Raw genomic sequence first — 16,504 nt, forward strand, 5'->3', positions numbered from 1 at the left:
TGTTATTATTTATGGTCAATAATTGCCCAATAGGCTGGTTTTACATTGTAGTCTGGATCAAATACAAATGGTGCATCTTTTCCTGAGTTTCTCACTACTGTGGCATATGGTGCATTTGTATCTGTTACAACGTTTCCATTTTGATCATAGTAAACATCCGCACGGTCGTTGAGCCAAGTATGGTTATCAGTAACGCCCCAGAATGTTACGTTGCTAATCTTATCGCCCAATTTCTCATATAACTTGAACAAACGATCATAACGATCTGCTTGATCTTCGAATTTCTGTTGTGGAATAGCGCCATAAGTAGGGAATGCTCTTACTGGCCAACCATACATGCTGACGTCAAGCTCCGTAATTTGGTTATCTAATCCCAAATCCGCATACATGTTTATGGTCTTTTCTATATCTGCTTCAGAAGGCCAGCCGATTTGGATGTGAGACTGATGTCCAACCCCATCAATAGGAACCCCTTGCTCTTTTAGACTTTTAACTAAGTTGTAAAGATATGTTCTCTTTGGTTCTACTTCTGTATTGTAATCATTGATATAGAGCTTAGCGTCCGGTGCGGCATATTCTCGAGCTGTTGCAAAAGCGACTTTAATATAGTCTAAACCAGTGATAAGATACCATGGAGATTGACGATAACCATTAGGGTTTCCACCCCATTCATCAATTACCTCATTCACTACATCCCATGATTTTACATCATCTTTATAACGTGATACGACTGCTTTAATATGGTCCTGTAAGCGCTGTAATAAAAGCTTTTTGTTTGCCTCAAGATTTGCAGGATCTGCAACTACTTGCTTGCCATTTTGCCAAACGACCATTGGCTTGCCACTTGCATCTTGGAAGAACCAATCAGGTACCTGGCTATGCCATACAAGGTTGTGACCACGGACGTCCATGCCATTTTCTTTAGCAAATTTAATGATTTGATCAGCAGGTCCCCAGTTGAATTGACCTTCTACTGGCTGCAAACTAGCAGGCTTCATGACATTTTCTGCAACGATACTATTGAAATGGCGCTTTAACATTGCCGCGTCCTTGCCTTGTAATTGTGAAGGCTCAACAGCTGCCCCAATGGTGAAAGAATCTTTATATCTTTGGTCTAGTTGTGGTGCCTCTAATGCACTAATCGTTGGCTTTTTGGCATAAGATTCTACATTAGATGCGGATACACTGGTCATTCCTGCAGGTAACAATAATGCTAAAGCTAATCCTGAAATTACTGGTTTACGTAATACTTTTAGCATGTTTTAATCCCCTTTTTAACACAATATTTTTTTAGGCGTTTAATAACCGGATTTGATTCCTATGAAATATTTGTAAAAAATATCCACTTTAATTAATAAATCTAATCCTCTCACTCATCCTCCTTTTTAATCAAGCAAATAGAATAATAAAGTAAGGGCTTCTATCTATTTACATTGAAAAATTCTTAACTGAAAACATTATAATTAATATCACTTTGTTTACGCACCCAACAAACTTTACATTTTACTTAAATAAGTATAGGAATATCCCCAAACTTTAAAATAATAATAGTCACTCATTTTTCTATTCTTAGAAAAGTAAGTGACTATTATCTTCTAGTTTATACTTTTGTATGGTTATGTTCTTCTATACAACTTGCTAACCATTTTACTAATTAAAGTTAGATGTTTTCATTATCCTTTAACAGATCCAGCCGCAATACCTTCAACAATTCGATCACTAAGAACAAAGAAAGCAATTAGAACTGGAATAATACTGATCATCAAGGTGGCACCAATCGCGCCCCAATCAGTTAAATATTGACCTACAAAGTTATTAACCCCAACCGTGATCGTCTTCCATTTATCAGAACTCAAGAAGGTATTTACAAAGACGAATTCGTTCCAGTTGTAAATCATATTAATAATAACCGTTGTTGAAAGTACAGGTACGGTCATTGGGAGTGTAATTTGGAAAAAGATTCGATGAATCGAACAGCCGTCTATTACTGCTGCTTCTTCTACCTCCCGTGGGAGAGATTTGTAAAATCCGCTTAGAATCATAATCGTTATCGGTAAATTGAACGCTACATAAGATAATATAACAGAAACAGGATTATCGATTAAATGTACGGATTTAAAAGTATTAAATAATGGGATTAATGTTGAGTGAAGTGGAATCATATATCCCGCCATAAACAACCCTAGAACTAACCCGCTAAGCTTCCATTGCATTCTTGTAATCGCGAATGTCACAAAACTAGCCAGCATCACTGTAAGTACAACCGCTACTACCGTGTAAATCACACTATTTAAAAAGTAGTCACTAATATGTCCTGCTGTCCATGCCTTTAAATAGTTACCCCATTGTGGGTTTTGAGGTAAGGAGAATGGGGACATGCCAAACACTTCTTGATTGGTCTTCAAGGAAAACAGGAATAACCAAATCAATGGGTAAATCTGGACTATCGCAATAATTCCCAGAATGAAATAGAGAATACTATAGCCTATTTTTCTACCAAACGTATTACTTGTTTTAAGTGAAGCTGATAGGGTCGAATGTGTTTGTTCTTCATATGCTACTTTGCTCATCTTATTCACTCCCCTTTATTAATAATCCACATCTTTTGTAGATAATAGTTTTTGAATGATCCAGGTCATCAGCATACAAATAACAAGTAAACCGAACCCGATGGCACTTCCGTATCCAAAATTATATTTTGTGAATGCTTCTGTATACATATAGGATGCCATAACCTCACTTGCATGATTAGGGCCGCCGCCAGTCAAGACGAAAATTAAATCAAAGTACTTTAATGAACCAACGATGGCTAATATAATCATTACTTTGATGACTCCTGCAATTAGAGGAACTTTAATCTTATAAGCAATTTGTAAAGATGTCGCTCCATCAATTTTTGCAGCTTCAATCAGTTCTTCTGGAACATTCTTTAATGCCGCATAGAAAATAATGATATAAAATCCAGCATATTGCCAAACAATTGGGATAAAGAGGGCATATAATACGATGTTTGAATCTGCTAGCCAAAGCGGTGGATTATGCACACCAAACGACACTAACAATCTATTGATCATTCCGTTAGATGGGTCAAAAATTTTCGCCCATAATTGTGCGATGGCAACAGACGATAATAACATTGGGATGAGATAGATCTTTCTTAAAAAGTTGGCACCTTTTATCTTACTCGCTAAGATTAACGATAAAATTAAATAACCAAACAAGCTTATTGTTGAGAAAATACCAAGTAATAAGGAATGCCATGTACTCTGCCAAAACATTTTATCATGGATTAGATTTTTGTAGTTCTCTAAACCGATAAACTTCATCTTCCCGATGCCATTCCAGTCCATTAAACCATAATAACCTGTTTGAACGATTGGGATATAAATTAAAAATAGAATTAGTAGTAGGGCAGGAAGTACGTAGAGGCTTATGGCTAACTTATTTGACATTACATTTTTCATTTTCTATACTCCCTTCTAATCAAAAGCTGCAGCGTCTTGGCGCTGAAGTTGGATAATCTAAATTTATAGAGGGCATATAATTGTATGCCCTCTAACTTTTAGAGACAATATCACGCTTAATTATTTTTTTTCATCAGCAAGAGCATCTGCATGTTGTTTAGCAAAGTCTTTCGGCGTAATTTGTTTTCCAAATAGAGCTGTCATTAAATCATGGTGTAATTCAGATACAGCTGGGCTTGCTTGAGTATCAAAATAAGTAGTAACGTTGGATGCTTCACTCAAATCCTTCAAGATATCAATGTACATTGGAGAAAGTTTCAAATTAGATGTGTCTACTTTCGTTGCAGGTATAACACCAGCATCAGTAACTGATTTTTTACCCCATTCTTTCACTAAGAAACCAACAAAATCTTTTGCTTCTTTCTTCACTTTAGAATCTTTCGCTACGAATAAACCTACACCAGGTCCTCCAACATAGCTGTTGATATCTGTACCTTTACCGCCTTCATATGTTGGGAATTTAAAATAGCCAATCTTATCTTTGAATTCTTGTTTTACATCAGGGCTTGTTGTATAGTTTGGAAGCTCCCAAGTAGCTGTTAAGAACATTGCTGCTTTTTCATTCATGAAATAACCTTTTGCATCGTCATTGGATAAAGCACTTGAACCTTTTACAAATCCACCCATATCTACTAAGTTTTGAACTTCTTGCGCTGCTTTCACAATAGCAGGGTCTGTCATTTTTGCTTTTCCGTGAACAACATCTGTTAGAATCGTTGGTCCGCCGATACGGTCTGCAAGATACATAAACCAGAAGGATGCTGGCCATCCATCCTTTGCACCTACAGTAGCAGGGGTCACACCATTTTTCGCTAATGTTTTCACGACATTTTTATATTCTTCAAATGTTTTTGGAACTTCAAGGTTATATTTCTTGAAAATTTCTTTGTTGTAGAACACGTATGAAATATTCAATTCTAGTGGAAGGCCATACGTTTTGCCATCTACTGCATAGGATTCTTTTACACCTGGGATAAAAGCATCTTTTAGGTCCGGATCTTTATTAACTACATCATCTAACGGCTCTAACATGCCACCATCTACGTAAGGCTTGATAAAACCATCTGACCAAGTCATACCGATATCAGGTAATTCATTCGATGAAGCTAAAACTTTTAGCTTGTCCCGGTATTGATCAGGGTTTAAAATTTCTGTTTCAATTTTTACATCTGGATGTTGTTTTTCATAATCACTAATGATGTTTTTCACGATAGAAAACTGTGCATTTGAACTTCCTTCTGGCCATAAATGCATAAATTTAATTACCTTTTTGCCGTCCTTTGAAGCGCTTTCTTCACTGGACGAACTTGATGAAGAACAGCCAGCAAGTGCTAAGGCAGCAAGCAGTACGATGGACATCAAGACTGAAATCGTTTTCTTTTTAAACAATGGTTATTCCCCCTATGACCTTAATTTGGTGTTGTTTTTGTTTACATTGTTAGTTTAGCATTCTAATAATTTAGAAAATAGGTCACTATGATTAGGAAAAATACCACTATTTTTAGAAAGCCCTTTCATCCAGAAAAGCGGAAGGCGCCGATGCCGCCTGGAGCTGGACAATTCTCGAAGTTTAAATTTAATCTTACCTATCTCTTAAAAAATGCTCCCAGCTAAAAATAACTGGAAGCCCTTGAAACGCATACTTATTCCTTTTGTTTCTCAACAAGAGCATCTGCTTGTCGTTTAACAAACTCATACGGCGTTACTTGTTTTCCGAATAAAGCCGTAATTAATTCATGGTGTAAATCCGATACGACAGGGCTTGCTTGAGTATCGAAATAGGTAGTAACATTGGATGCTTCGTTTAAATCCTTTAAGATATCCATGTACATTGGGGAAAGTTTGAGTTTGGATGTGTCCACTTTTGTTGCTGGAATGACACCTGCGTCTGTAACTGATTTTTTGCCCCATTCTTTTAAAAAGAAGCCAACAAAATCCTTTGCTTCCTTCTTCACCTTGGAATCTTTCGCTACAAATAACCCTACACCAGGTCCCCCTACATAGCTGTTGATATCTGTCCCTTTACCGCCTTCATATAGCGGGAATTTGAAGTAGCCGACCTTTTCTTTAAACTCATGAGGTACATCAGGGCTTGTGGTAAAGGCCGGTAATTGCCAAAGTCCCGTTAGGAACATGGCCGCTTTTTCATACATGAAATAATCTACGGAATCTTCATACGGTAATGTGCTTGCCTCTTTTACGAAACCGCCTATATCAACTAAATTTTGAACTTCTTGTGCTGCCTTTAAAAGTGCAGGATCATCCATTTTTGCTTTTCCATGAATAACATCGGTTAAAATAGTTGGTCCGCCAATACGGTCTGCTAGATACATAAACCAGAATGATGCTGGCCAACCATCCTTTGCTCCTACAGTAGCAGGGATCACTCCATTTTTCGCTAGTGTTTTTACGACGTTTTTATACTCATTAAAAGTTTTTGGAACTTCAAGGTTATATTTCTTGAAAATTTCCTTATTGTAAAAAATGTATGAAGTATTCAATTCTAATGGCAAGCCAAACGTTTTTCCATCAACAGCGTACGATTCCTTTACACCGGGTATGAAGGCATCTTTAAGCGCTGGATCGTTAGTAACGACATCATCTAATGGTTCTAACATGCCTCCTTTTACGTATGGCTTAATAAACCCATCTGACCATGTCATCCCAATGTCAGGTAATTCATTCGCTGTCGCTAAAACTTTAAGTTTGTCTCTATATTGATCAGAATTTAAAATTTCTGTTTCAATTTCAACATTTGGATGTTGTTTTTCGTATTCCATAATGATATTTTTTACGATTGAAAACTGGGCCTTTGAACTGCCTTCCGGCCATATATGCATAAACTTAATCACTTTCTTGCCGCCGCTTGAATCAGCTCCTACGCTAGACGAACTGACTGAAGAGCATCCAGCCAGCGACAATGCAGCAAGTAAGACCAAGAAAATCAAGGCTGAAGTTGTTTTCCTTTTAAACAAATGTTTATCCCCCTATGACCTTCTATTTTGACTGTTTACATTAGGCTAGTTTTTGGATAGTTGTAAAATAGGTCACCCTAGCTAGGAAAAAATTAATATATTTTAGAGTGCTATTCATTATTATTTTTACGATAGGCGCTAGGAGTTTCTCCTTCAATTTCCTTGAAAATTTTAATGAAATATTTAGCCGTTTTGTAGCCTGACTCCTCCGCAATATCGACAATTGGAAGATTGGTAGACATCAATAATTCCTTTGCCCGTTGAATCCTCCGTCTAGTCACATATTCACTGAATGTCAGTTTGACATGTTCTTTAAATAAGACACTTAAGTAACTTGGATTTAAGTGAACATGGTCTGCAACTTCCTTTTGGGTTAAATCATTTTTAAGATTATTATTTATATAATCAAGCGCTTCACGGATTGGTATCCGATTAGACGGATTGTGGGCACTCACATCAACAAGTTTGGTATCGACGACTTTTTCAATCATACCTGCCCGCTCTTGTTTTTCCACAGCCTTTAACGCATCCTCAACCGCTTCAATTAGATTTTTTTTGCTAATCGGCTTTAATAAATAGTTAATAACCCCCAACCGAAGAGCTTCATGGGCATACTCGAACTCAGAATAAGCCGATATAACTATGATAATAGGTGACATGTTTCGATCTTTGATTACTTTTAGAAGCTCTAAACCGGTCATTTCTGGCATACGAATGTCTGTTAATAGGATATCAATCTTTTGCTTGTCCATGATTTCGATGGTTTCTTCCCCATTAGCAGCCGTGATAATCTGATATTCTCCGTTTGCCCAAGTATCCAATGTCTTCTTAAGTCCTTGCCTAGTTCTCGGTTCATCGTCAACAATCAAGATCGTTCGTTTATACAACTTGGTTCTCCTCCATATTCAAAGGTATTTCAAAAGAAATGGTTGTACCATGGTTTACTTCACTAGTAATCGTCAATCCTCTTTTTAAATGACGATGATAATATAATTGCAGACGCTTATAAACATTAGAGATCGCCATTCCATTTCCTTTGATGGAAGCGGTACCGCCTTCTGTCATCGATTGTCTTACAAAATTTAACTTTTCTTGATTCATACCAGGACCATCATCATGTACTAGTATTTCAAGATACTGTTGGTCGGATGAAGGGTGAATCGATACAGTAACCGTACATGGGTTCACCGTATTCCCTGCCCCATGAAGAACGGCATTCTCTACCAAAGGCTGAATTAATAATTTTGGTATTTTTACATCCGCCCACTCGGAAGCCATATTTAATTTCCAGTATAAATGGTCTCCAAAACGCATTTTCATAATTTCCAGATAATCCTCGATATGTTTGATTTCTTCTTTAATTGATACCCAATCACTATCGGTTTGTTTAGAAATGGTATACCGAAATAAATTGGACATGGCAATGACAAGTTCTGCCAGTTCCTCTTCCTCTTTATCATCAAGTGACCATCTGAGAGCATCCAAGGTATTAAAAAGAAAATGCGGATTAATTTGCGCTTGAAGTGCTTTTAGTTCACTTTGACTGCGAACAATCTCTTTTTGGTAAACCATTTTAATCAGATGATTGGTTTCTTTCACAAGTTGGTTGTAGGTAATGTTTAATTCATTAATTTCATTAACGGTTGGAACGTAAGGATTGAGCGGCAAGGAGCCTGAACTAGCTTTTTGCATCGTTTTTGTAAGCTCTATAATTGGTCTTGTAATCATGGTTGATAGGAACAATGAGCTGATAAAAAAGATAAAAAATCCGATAATTCCTGAAATAATAATCCCAGTCCTTAACACACTGATCCCTTGAGTAAGCGCTTTAACTGGAGTTAAGATAATAAGAGTCCATCCGGTATCTTTTGAAGACTGTTTTGTTATCATATAATCCTTATGATCTAAGGAAATACTTGCATCATTCGTGTGAATAATAGATTTAAGCAAGCCATCATAGTTTGAGAGAATTGGCTTTAAATCTTTATCAAGTAGTATCGAATATTGATTGATATCTTTATTGTCTTGGTTGGCCAATTGAAAATAGTTATTATAGATCCTAACGAGAAGATAACCACCATTGGCGTAATCATTGTCCATAAGATTTACGCGTCTTACAGCCAGAATATAGTCTGAATTTTGTGGATCTTCACCAATCCAAACCAAACGCCCCTTAGCATCACTTGCTTGTTGAATCCACCTTGTACCAATTCTATTTCTTAAACTAGTGTCATCATTCGGTAACAAGCGCCCTAGTTTTGAAGAATACAACTCAAAAGAAAAGATCCCTTCGGTATTTGCTTGAAGGGTGTTCACGTTTGTTCTGGCCTGTTGCAATTCAGTGTAAGCAACCTTTTTCCCCAAGTAGGTGTTTGATAAAATTTCTTGAATCGTATTATTGGTCATTACCAGTTTTGAAGCAGTATTCACTTGTTCATATAGGGATTCAAGTCTTCCATTTGCTTCAATCGCTGTCTGCTGGATTTGTTTTTCTCCATTATTTTTCAGCATTTTGGACACTTGATTGAAAGTTAAACTACCAACGATTAATAAAACAATGGCCATAACAATTAAAAAGACAATTAACATTTGGTTTCTCATCGTATTCCATTTTTGAAATTTTACAAGCATTTGGCCACCTTCTATCTAGGATCATTTTTTAAACATAATCATAACTATTGTAGTATAAAAATTTAACTTTGTTGAGTAAAAAAAGCAAAAAAAGAACTGAAAATTTTTAGTAAATTTTGCAGTTCTTTTTTCTACATTATTCCTTTTATTATAAGTTTAATAGTTCACTTACGGTTAAAAGCTGATATCCTTCAGATTTAAGTTCAGAAACAAGCGCCTCTACAGCTTGTATGGTTTGAGAACGATCTCCATAACCGTCATGGAAGATTAGAATACTTCCATTTTTCACACACCTTCTTGAAGCTGATAGAATATGATCAACTCCAGGTTGCTCCCAATCTTGAGCCTCTAAATTAAGTGCACCAATCATAGAATATCCCTTGCTCTCAACAACTGAAATAGTCTCATGATTGTAATCAAAGTATGGAGGACGAAAGGTCACTGGTTTTTTTCCTGTTAAATCCTTTATCATTTGCTCCGTTCTTTCAATTTCTGCTAAACAATCAGCAGGAGTTAAATCAGATAATTTAGGATGGGAATACGTATGATTGCCGATTTCATGTCCTTGCTCTGCCGCTACTTTGACTATTTCCGGATTTTTTTCCATTTGTTCACCAATCATAAAAAACGTAGCTTTTCCTTCTGCCTTTGCAAAAATCTCTAACACTTGAGGTGTATAGATTGGGTTAGGCCCATCATCAAAGGTAATGGCTACTGCTTTTTGAGAGGTGGACACTTCGGTTATCATTGTTAGCTCAGACAATTGGATTCACTCCTAATAGAATATATTTTGTGAGGTTTCATTGACTACCCCGTTAGAGACTGAACTATTAATAAGGGCCTCTAATAGAATTCTTTACTTTTTTCTGGTAAAAGCTTTGAAGCTTTTGCATTTCTTCTTCAGAGAATGATTTTGTATCCAAAGCTGATAAATTATCCTCGACTTGTTTTACGTTTTTAAATCCTGGGATGATGCAGGTAATCTCTTTTTGGTCTAAAATCCAGCGTAGGGCAGCGCTTGCCATAGAGTTTCTGCCATCCGCGATCCATTTAAGTTGGTTAGCTAATTCCACACCCTTTTGGAAGCCAAGTCCTGCAAATGTTTCTCCAACGTTAAAGGCCTCTCCATTTTCATTAAAACGGCGGTGATCATCCGTTTCAAACACATGATTCGTTGTAAATTTCCCTGTAAGGAGTCCGCTTGCAAGCGGTAATCTGACAAGAAGTCCCACTCCTTTTTTATAGGCTTCAGGGAGTAATTCTTCTAATGGCTTCTGCCGGAAGATATTAAATATAATCTGAAGGCTTTTTACATTCGGGTATTCCAAACAAATAAGCCCTTCCTCAACTGTTTCAACACTAACCCCATATTGCTTGATTTTTCCTTCTTGCTTCAATCGATCAAGTACCTCAAATACACTGCCATCCCGTAATATTTCTGTGGCAGGGCAATGGATTTGATACAAATCAATTGCTTCCCGATTCAAGCGTCGGAGGCTATCTTCACAATAGGCACTTACTTTTTCATAACTGTAGGTATGTGGGTCAAAAATATCTCCTTGTCGGCAGAACTTGGTTGCTATATGGATTTGATCTTCCTGGCCTTTTGTTGCTTTGGCCAATAACTCTTCACTATGACCGTCCCCGTACACATCAGCTGTATCAAAAAAGTTAACTCCTTGTGCCATCGCATAATCTAGCGATTTCAAGGCTTCCTCATCACTTGTTTTGCCCCATGCTCCACCAATCGCCCATGTTCCAAAGCTGACTTCACTGATCTTTATCCCTGTATTTCCTAATTCACGATACTTCATTTCAACATCTCCCCTAAATAGTGATTGAATTGAATTTTTATGAGCGGTCCCACTTAAATCCAATTTCCTTCAAGAAGGCCCTGGCCAATACCATATGTCCTGCTGCGGAAGGGTGAACGCGATCCCATGCGATGGTCGCAGGATAGAGTTCCTTTAATACTTCATTAAACACCGCTTGCGTATCAACAAATAAACAACCCGTCTCTTCGGCAATTTTTCGAACGATTTGTCCATAATGGTCCATCGTTTGCCTCATCCGATCCTGTTCATTGCTTTCTATATAAAATGGAGTCATGAGGACAATACCCTTTGTCAAAGACTTGGTTTCTGTCACGAGTTTCCGGAGTGTTTCCTCATATTCTTCCGGATACACATGCCATTCTTTAATGAACGGAGTATCATACTGCCGCCAAACATCGTTGATGCCAATCATAATCGATAGCCAGTCTGGTTCATGATTAACCACATCCTCCTGCCATCTATTCTTTAAATCTCGAACCGTATTCCCGCTGATTCCTTTATTCACGACTCGGATACCCAATTCTGGATAAACCGCCTGAAGCAATGCATCCACATAGGATACATAGCCTTTCCCTAAGGCAGCAAATAACCCCTCACCTTCCGGCTGGGCCCGTTCGCAATCTGTTACAGAGTCACCAATAAATAATAGTTTTTGAGCTGATTTTAGCAGCATTTATTTTTCCTCCTATCAACCTTTATAAGGGATTTAAACCTCCAATTTCTAACTGACCAGCCATTTTATACAGCTTCCTAAAACGGTTAGAAATTCTTGGTTCTGAAGGCCACTGTTGGTATGAGCAGGTGTTAAACAGCATACCTTGCCATCCCCATAGGAATGTGACCATCCCGCAATTGATTGTCCATCGATTGATTCGGAGTGAAGGAAGACATTCGTGTTGGACTGATCACACCGAACAAAATAATGCTCATCCAAAAATGCAAATGAGAGAGGACTAGAAATGAAACTTTGATCGCCGGCAGTATACTGGACGAGTTGATGTTTGTCCGGGTGATAAACAAAAGATCCTCTTAGCATCTTTGTATAAACACCCTCGTCGGGATAAGAGGCCAGACCAGAATGCCAAGCCATCAAGCTCCCTCCATTCGATACATATGTAGTAATCTCTAACGCAAGGTCCTCTGTCATCCATTGATTGACAACCTCTTCAGTTGGATTTAAACGATTTTCTTTAAAAAGGATGACTACAGCTGGTTCGTCCAAAAGGGCATCTTTTAATGCTTCAATGGAACAATAAGTGAGTTCAATTTCTTCAAGGTCAGAAATGGAGCGGATTGCCTTTTCAAGCGATGCTTTTGCTCCGTCTGCAGGGTGATAAAAATCTCCTAAAACAGCTAATACTTTAACCTTCATCTAGCTTACCTCACAAACTTTATTAGATTGGCATTGGACTTCCGTCATGATTGATGAAACAATATTTACTTTCTACTATCTTTCTTTTCTCAATTAAATCAAATATTCCTTTTGCGGTTTCAATAGGATTTCCCGGGGCATTCACTCCGCCCATATCCGTCTGGATCCAGCCAGGATGGACAGCATAAACCTGGATATTTTTCTCTTTGACATAATTACTCAATTGCTCCGAGAACATATTGAGGGCCGTCTTAGATGAAGCATAGGCATAATCGCCGCCATAAGCGTTTTCAAAACTTCCTGCTTCAGAAGAGATATTGATGATTGACGAACTATCCCCCATTAGAAGTAAAGGAAGAAAGTGTTTCACCACCCGCATTGGACCAAACAAATTTACATCAAAGGATAACTGGACCTCCTCAAGGTTCAAATCCTCAATCGTCTTATCGCGTTCCAGCAGGATTCCTGCATTATTAATAATGGCGTCAATGGAACCAAAATGCTCCTTTACAAAATTGGCAGCCTGTAAGACAGAATCCTCTTTAGTCACATCTAATGAAACAATAGAAATAGACTTTGAGAATTCAAGCTCGGATAATTTTCCTCTTCCTTGTTCAGCATCCCTAACTCCTGCCAAAATATGATGTCCTCTTTCTGCTCCAACTTGGGAAAGCGCTAATCCTAAACCTCTATTCGCACCTGTAATTAAAATCCTCATCTTTCAATCACCTGCCTGAATTGAATATTAAATTATTGAATAGAAAATTGGATTCACTTTTTTTAATTGTCATTTTCTAAAAGCTCTAAAATAATTTTTAAATCTTTAAAGGTATCCATGTAGGCATATCTTCCGCCTGTGTACTCACCTTTTTGCATCAATGGCATTTGGTTTTGTTCCATTATGGTTATTTTTTCTTTCATCCCTTTTATGTGAAAAGCAATATGATGCGGTCCTTCCCCATGCTCGTCGAGATATTCTCTCCATGTACTAGGGTGCTCGTCTGGTTCGATTAATTCCAATTGAAGTGAACCCATATCAAAGAATGCTAGTTTTGCACGAGCCTCCGTAGGTTCTCCTTTATATTCGGTCTCTGCTTTATCTACTGTATCTGTAAGACTCCATCCAGGATTTTCAACCCCAAAGAAATCGGCATAAGCTTGGCTGGTTTTCTCAATATCGTGGACTAGGATTCCGATTTGGGCAATAACATTTGTTCCAAGAATATTATTTTCACTCATTCGGTTTTGCTCATTCATAATAAGCGCTCCTTTATAGTTTCATCTATTAATCCTTTAAACTATTACCAAGAATAATACTTTCCTTTTCAGGATAAATCGTAATTTTATTTTTTCCTTCTACTCACGTTCACGATACGTAAAATAATCAAAATCGGCATGTATTCTTTGTCCGCTTAAATCTTGTGCACATACTCCGATGAACGCACCTGTAAACCCTTGGTCTAGTAAAATGCCGCCTATTTTTAATTCAACATGATCATCCGATATTTTACTTGCATCCAAACCAGGACCAATGGCGGACCAACTAATTCCATCTTTTGAAAAATAAAATTGCAGCTCTTCATAATGAATTTCCGCTTTTAGAAATACCTGCTCCCATCCATCAACTGAAATCGTTTTCTCTAGGAGCTCATCATATTTCCCATGATCGCTGGACATTATTCCCAGGCATTTACCATGTTCTTCATCATGACTAATGAAAAGATAATAATAATTTTTGGAATTGTAATAGTAAACTAAGCCTGCCATCTGCTGATGTGTTTTTGGTTCAAACTCGAGTAAAGTCTCAGCTGTGATTGAAAATGCTTGCTGCCTGCGTGCTAGCAAGCTTTGCCTATGTGAGGAACTAAAGGATTCCCTTCCTCTCAATCTAAGAAAGCCCTTTCTTTCCTTTGTTGTAATCCACTCTTCACTCAAGGGCTCACGGAGTGAATTAAAATGAATGTTAATGTCTTCTCCATCAAAATGATCCGTATCCGGTTCTACTTCAAATGGATATTCAGGAAGTAGCGGGGCCTCTACCATTGTCTGAGGGCTAATTCCGCCATCTGCCAGCCTTAGCCATCCGTCTTCGGTCCACATTGCTTTTTGAATAGCAGTCTCCCTTCCCAAATTACAATTCATAGAAGGCTTTAGAGGACGGCCCGTTAAATGAACCATATAAAGTTCGTTGTCTTGAGTATGAACAATACTAGCGTGACCAGCCTTTTGAAGTTTCAGTTCCGGCCTTCCTGCCGATGTAAGAATAGGGCCGATTGGATCTACTTCGTATGGTCCGAAAAGCGAAATAGATCGTGCTACCGTTACGGCATGCTCATACCTTGTTCCACCTTCAGCCGTCATTAAATAATAGTATCCGTTTTGCTTATAGATATGGGGACCTTCTGTCAGTCCAAGCTTCGTCCCTTTAAAGATATTATAAATGGGGCCAATTAGTTTTTTGTCTTCTGAAGAATATTCTTGAAGGAGGATGCCTCCAAAAGAGTTCCTATTTTTACGATGGTCCCAAACTAAATTTACAACCCATTTTTTTCCGTCATCATCATGAAATAGGGATGGATCAAACCCGCTGCTATTTAGGTAAATGGGATCTGACCATGGCCCCATAATATCGGGAGCTGTTATTAGATAATTGTGGGTATCCTTAAATGGGCCGATATGACTTTTTACATCTGTAAATACTAAATAATAGGTTCCTTCATGATAACTTAAGCATGGTGCCCATACGCCGCCGGAATCAGGATTTCCTACCATATCCAGTTGGCTCTTACGTGTTAATGGATGTGTGATCAACTTCCAATTCTTTAAATCTCTTGAATGATGGATTTGAATACCAGGAAACCATTCAAAGGTGGATGTGGCTATGTAATAATCATTTCTCACTCTTATAATAGACGGATCCGGGTTAAACCCTGGCAAGATCGGATTCCTAATGAGAGACACTAGATTCTCCTCCTAATTTGATAGATTTCTACACATACATAAAAAATACTAATTTTATTATATCACCTATTTACTTAGTTTGCATAATCAACAAACTAAGTTGCTTAAAAAATAGTATCTTCAATGGACCGTGATGAAAAGCTAGATGAAGCTCCGCCTTTAAAACGGCCCATTGATAGTAAAACAGTCTTTCTCTTACTTAATATTGTCTAGATTAAGATTACCAAGCATATGCCTCTGGTGCCCTGCCACCCGGTCCAGGGAATATTTCATCTAAACGCTTCAACGTTCCCTCATCCAATATTACTTCAACAGAGCGGAGAGATTGCTCAAACTGTTCCGCAGTTCGGCAGCCAATAATAGGCGCAGTTACAGCAGGATTTACCAGAATCCATGCTAACGCCACCGTATCTTCTCTTTCTCCCAACTCCTGACAAAGCTCAGAAAATTTGATTAATTGATTTCGGTACTTTTCGATTCTTCCTGCTTCTCTGCCGCTTCTTGTTCCAGGCTGCATCCTTAAAGCATTGCCTCCCAGCAGTCCACCGTCAAGCGGACTCCAAGGAATCACTCCAATACCCAAATGCTTTGCGGCAGGTAACACCTCCAATTCCGGAAGCCTGCAATTTAAGTTATATTTATGCTGCTCAGAAACAAGCCCCAGGAAATGCCGTGATTCAGCTTCTTTTTGCGCCTCCATTAATTTCCAACCCGGAAAATTACTTGCCCCAATGTAGCCCGCTTTTCCTTGCTGAACAGCTACCTCAAATGCTCCCCAAATTTCGGCCCAGCTAACATTCCAATCCACATGATGCATTTGATAGAGTTCAATATGATCTGTTTGAAGACGGCGCAGAGAATCCTCTAAGTGTCGTCGAATCTTAAAGGCTGACAATCCAGGGGTATTGTTCGGTCCCTCAATCGGATTGTGCATCTCTCCATAAACTTTTGTTGCCAGGACGACTCTCTCCCTTCGGCCGCCACCCTGTGCAAACCATCGGCCTATAATCTCCTCTGTTCTTCCGGCATTTTCTCCCCAGCCATAAACATTGGCCGTATCAAAAAAGTTAATCCCAGCGTCCAGTGCCATATCCATGATTCTAAATGCTTCCTTTTCTTCCGTATCTACGCCAAAATTCATAGTTCCCAGACATAGCCGGCTAACTTTCAAGCCAGTCCTTCCTAATACTGTATATTCCAATGGTA

15 protein-coding genes are annotated in these 16,504 nt (G+C 38.3%); all 15 read right to left on the bottom strand.

Translation table 11 applies throughout. The features are described 5' to 3' along the window. Positions 1-5 precede the first annotated feature (5 nt). Complete coding sequence (locus CVD27_RS27035) at positions 6-1,259, bottom strand: endo-1,4-beta-xylanase (protein WP_101652294.1); 1,254 nt, start codon at positions 1,257-1,259, stop codon at positions 6-8. Positions 1,260-1,673: 414 nt separating this feature from the next. Next, complete coding sequence (locus CVD27_RS27040; protein ID WP_101652297.1) at positions 1,674-2,570, bottom strand: carbohydrate ABC transporter permease; 897 nt, start codon at positions 2,568-2,570, stop codon at positions 1,674-1,676. 18 nt (positions 2,571-2,588) lie between these two features. Beyond that, the gene (locus CVD27_RS27045; RefSeq protein ID WP_101652299.1) at positions 2,589-3,464 is read right to left on the bottom strand and encodes a carbohydrate ABC transporter permease; all 876 of its coding nucleotides are present in this window, start codon (positions 3,462-3,464) and stop codon (positions 2,589-2,591) included. 120 nt (positions 3,465-3,584) lie between these two features. Then, positions 3,585-4,883, bottom strand: a complete 1,299-nt coding sequence (locus CVD27_RS27050; protein WP_101652434.1) for an extracellular solute-binding protein — start codon at positions 4,881-4,883, stop codon at positions 3,585-3,587. A gap of 284 nt (positions 4,884-5,167) precedes the next feature. Further along, on the bottom strand, positions 5,168-6,499 hold the full coding sequence (locus CVD27_RS27055; protein WP_180960470.1) for an extracellular solute-binding protein: 1,332 nt from the start codon (positions 6,497-6,499) through the stop codon (positions 5,168-5,170). 110 nt (positions 6,500-6,609) lie between these two features. Further along, entirely contained in the window at positions 6,610-7,386 is a 777-nt protein-coding gene (locus CVD27_RS27060) for a response regulator transcription factor (protein WP_101652301.1), read from the bottom strand. Continuing rightward, positions 7,379-9,130, bottom strand: a complete 1,752-nt coding sequence (locus tag CVD27_RS27065) for a sensor histidine kinase (RefSeq protein WP_101652303.1) — start codon at positions 9,128-9,130, stop codon at positions 7,379-7,381. The genes CVD27_RS27060 and CVD27_RS27065 overlap by 8 nt, the downstream gene beginning before the upstream one ends. A 148-nt stretch (positions 9,131-9,278) precedes the next feature. Next, positions 9,279-9,878 carry a polysaccharide deacetylase family protein gene (locus CVD27_RS27070; RefSeq protein WP_101652438.1) on the bottom strand — a complete coding sequence of 200 codons (600 nt, stop codon included), beginning with the start codon at positions 9,876-9,878 and terminating at the stop codon, positions 9,279-9,281. An 82-nt stretch (positions 9,879-9,960) separates the two neighbouring features. Further along, positions 9,961-10,944 carry an aldo/keto reductase gene (locus CVD27_RS27075; protein ID WP_101652306.1) on the bottom strand — a complete coding sequence of 328 codons (984 nt, stop codon included), beginning with the start codon at positions 10,942-10,944 and terminating at the stop codon, positions 9,961-9,963. Positions 10,945-10,981: 37 nt separating this feature from the next. Further along, positions 10,982-11,638 carry an SGNH/GDSL hydrolase family protein gene (locus CVD27_RS27080; RefSeq protein WP_101652308.1) on the bottom strand — a complete coding sequence of 219 codons (657 nt, stop codon included), beginning with the start codon at positions 11,636-11,638 and terminating at the stop codon, positions 10,982-10,984. Between the two features lie 48 nt (positions 11,639-11,686). Continuing rightward, the gene (locus tag CVD27_RS27085; RefSeq protein WP_101652310.1) at positions 11,687-12,337 is read right to left on the bottom strand and encodes a ThuA domain-containing protein; all 651 of its coding nucleotides are present in this window, start codon (positions 12,335-12,337) and stop codon (positions 11,687-11,689) included. Between the two features lie 22 nt (positions 12,338-12,359). Beyond that, positions 12,360-13,055, bottom strand: coding sequence for an SDR family NAD(P)-dependent oxidoreductase (locus CVD27_RS27090; protein WP_101652311.1), 696 nt, complete (start codon positions 13,053-13,055; stop codon positions 12,360-12,362). Positions 13,056-13,117: 62 nt separating this feature from the next. Next, a complete protein-coding gene (locus CVD27_RS27095; protein ID WP_257984510.1) occupies positions 13,118-13,594 on the bottom strand; it encodes a VOC family protein in 477 nt (158 codons plus the stop codon). Between the two features lie 99 nt (positions 13,595-13,693). Then, positions 13,694-15,298 (bottom strand): glycoside hydrolase family 43 protein, encoded by a 1,605-nt coding sequence (locus CVD27_RS27100; RefSeq protein ID WP_101652313.1) that lies wholly within the window; start codon positions 15,296-15,298, stop codon positions 13,694-13,696. A 220-nt stretch (positions 15,299-15,518) separates the two neighbouring features. Beyond that, entirely contained in the window at positions 15,519-16,499 is a 981-nt protein-coding gene (locus CVD27_RS27105; protein ID WP_101652315.1) for an aldo/keto reductase, read from the bottom strand. Positions 16,500-16,504: the final 5 nt, after the last annotated feature.

The organism is Neobacillus cucumis, from assembly GCF_002860255.1.
GTDB lineage: Bacteria > Bacillota > Bacilli > Bacillales > Cytobacillaceae > Neobacillus > Neobacillus cucumis_A.

Bases quoted from the DNA above. Each gene is read 5' to 3' on its own strand.
- CVD27_RS27035 (WP_101652294.1), bottom strand. From the start codon at position 1,259: ATGCTAAAAGTATTACGTAAACCAGTAATTTCAGGATTAGCTTTAGCA.
- CVD27_RS27045 (WP_101652299.1), bottom strand. From the start codon at position 3,464: ATGAAAAATGTAATGTCAAATAAGTTAGCCATAAGCCTCTACGTACTT.
- CVD27_RS27095 (WP_257984510.1), bottom strand. From the start codon at position 13,594: ATGAATGAGCAAAACCGAATGAGTGAAAATAATATTCTTGGAACAAAT.
- CVD27_RS27050 (WP_101652434.1), bottom strand. From the start codon at position 4,883: ATGTCCATCGTACTGCTTGCTGCCTTAGCACTTGCTGGCTGTTCTTCA.
- CVD27_RS27040 (WP_101652297.1), bottom strand. From the start codon at position 2,570: ATGAGCAAAGTAGCATATGAAGAACAAACACATTCGACCCTATCAGCT.
- CVD27_RS27090 (WP_101652311.1), bottom strand. From the start codon at position 13,055: ATGAGGATTTTAATTACAGGTGCGAATAGAGGTTTAGGATTAGCGCTT.
- CVD27_RS27065 (WP_101652303.1), bottom strand. From the start codon at position 9,130: ATGCTTGTAAAATTTCAAAAATGGAATACGATGAGAAACCAAATGTTA.
- CVD27_RS27075 (WP_101652306.1), bottom strand. From the start codon at position 10,944: ATGAAGTATCGTGAATTAGGAAATACAGGGATAAAGATCAGTGAAGTC.
- CVD27_RS27070 (WP_101652438.1), bottom strand. From the start codon at position 9,878: ATGATAACCGAAGTGTCCACCTCTCAAAAAGCAGTAGCCATTACCTTT.
- CVD27_RS27085 (WP_101652310.1), bottom strand. From the start codon at position 12,337: ATGAAGGTTAAAGTATTAGCTGTTTTAGGAGATTTTTATCACCCTGCA.
- CVD27_RS27080 (WP_101652308.1), bottom strand. From the start codon at position 11,638: ATGCTGCTAAAATCAGCTCAAAAACTATTATTTATTGGTGACTCTGTA.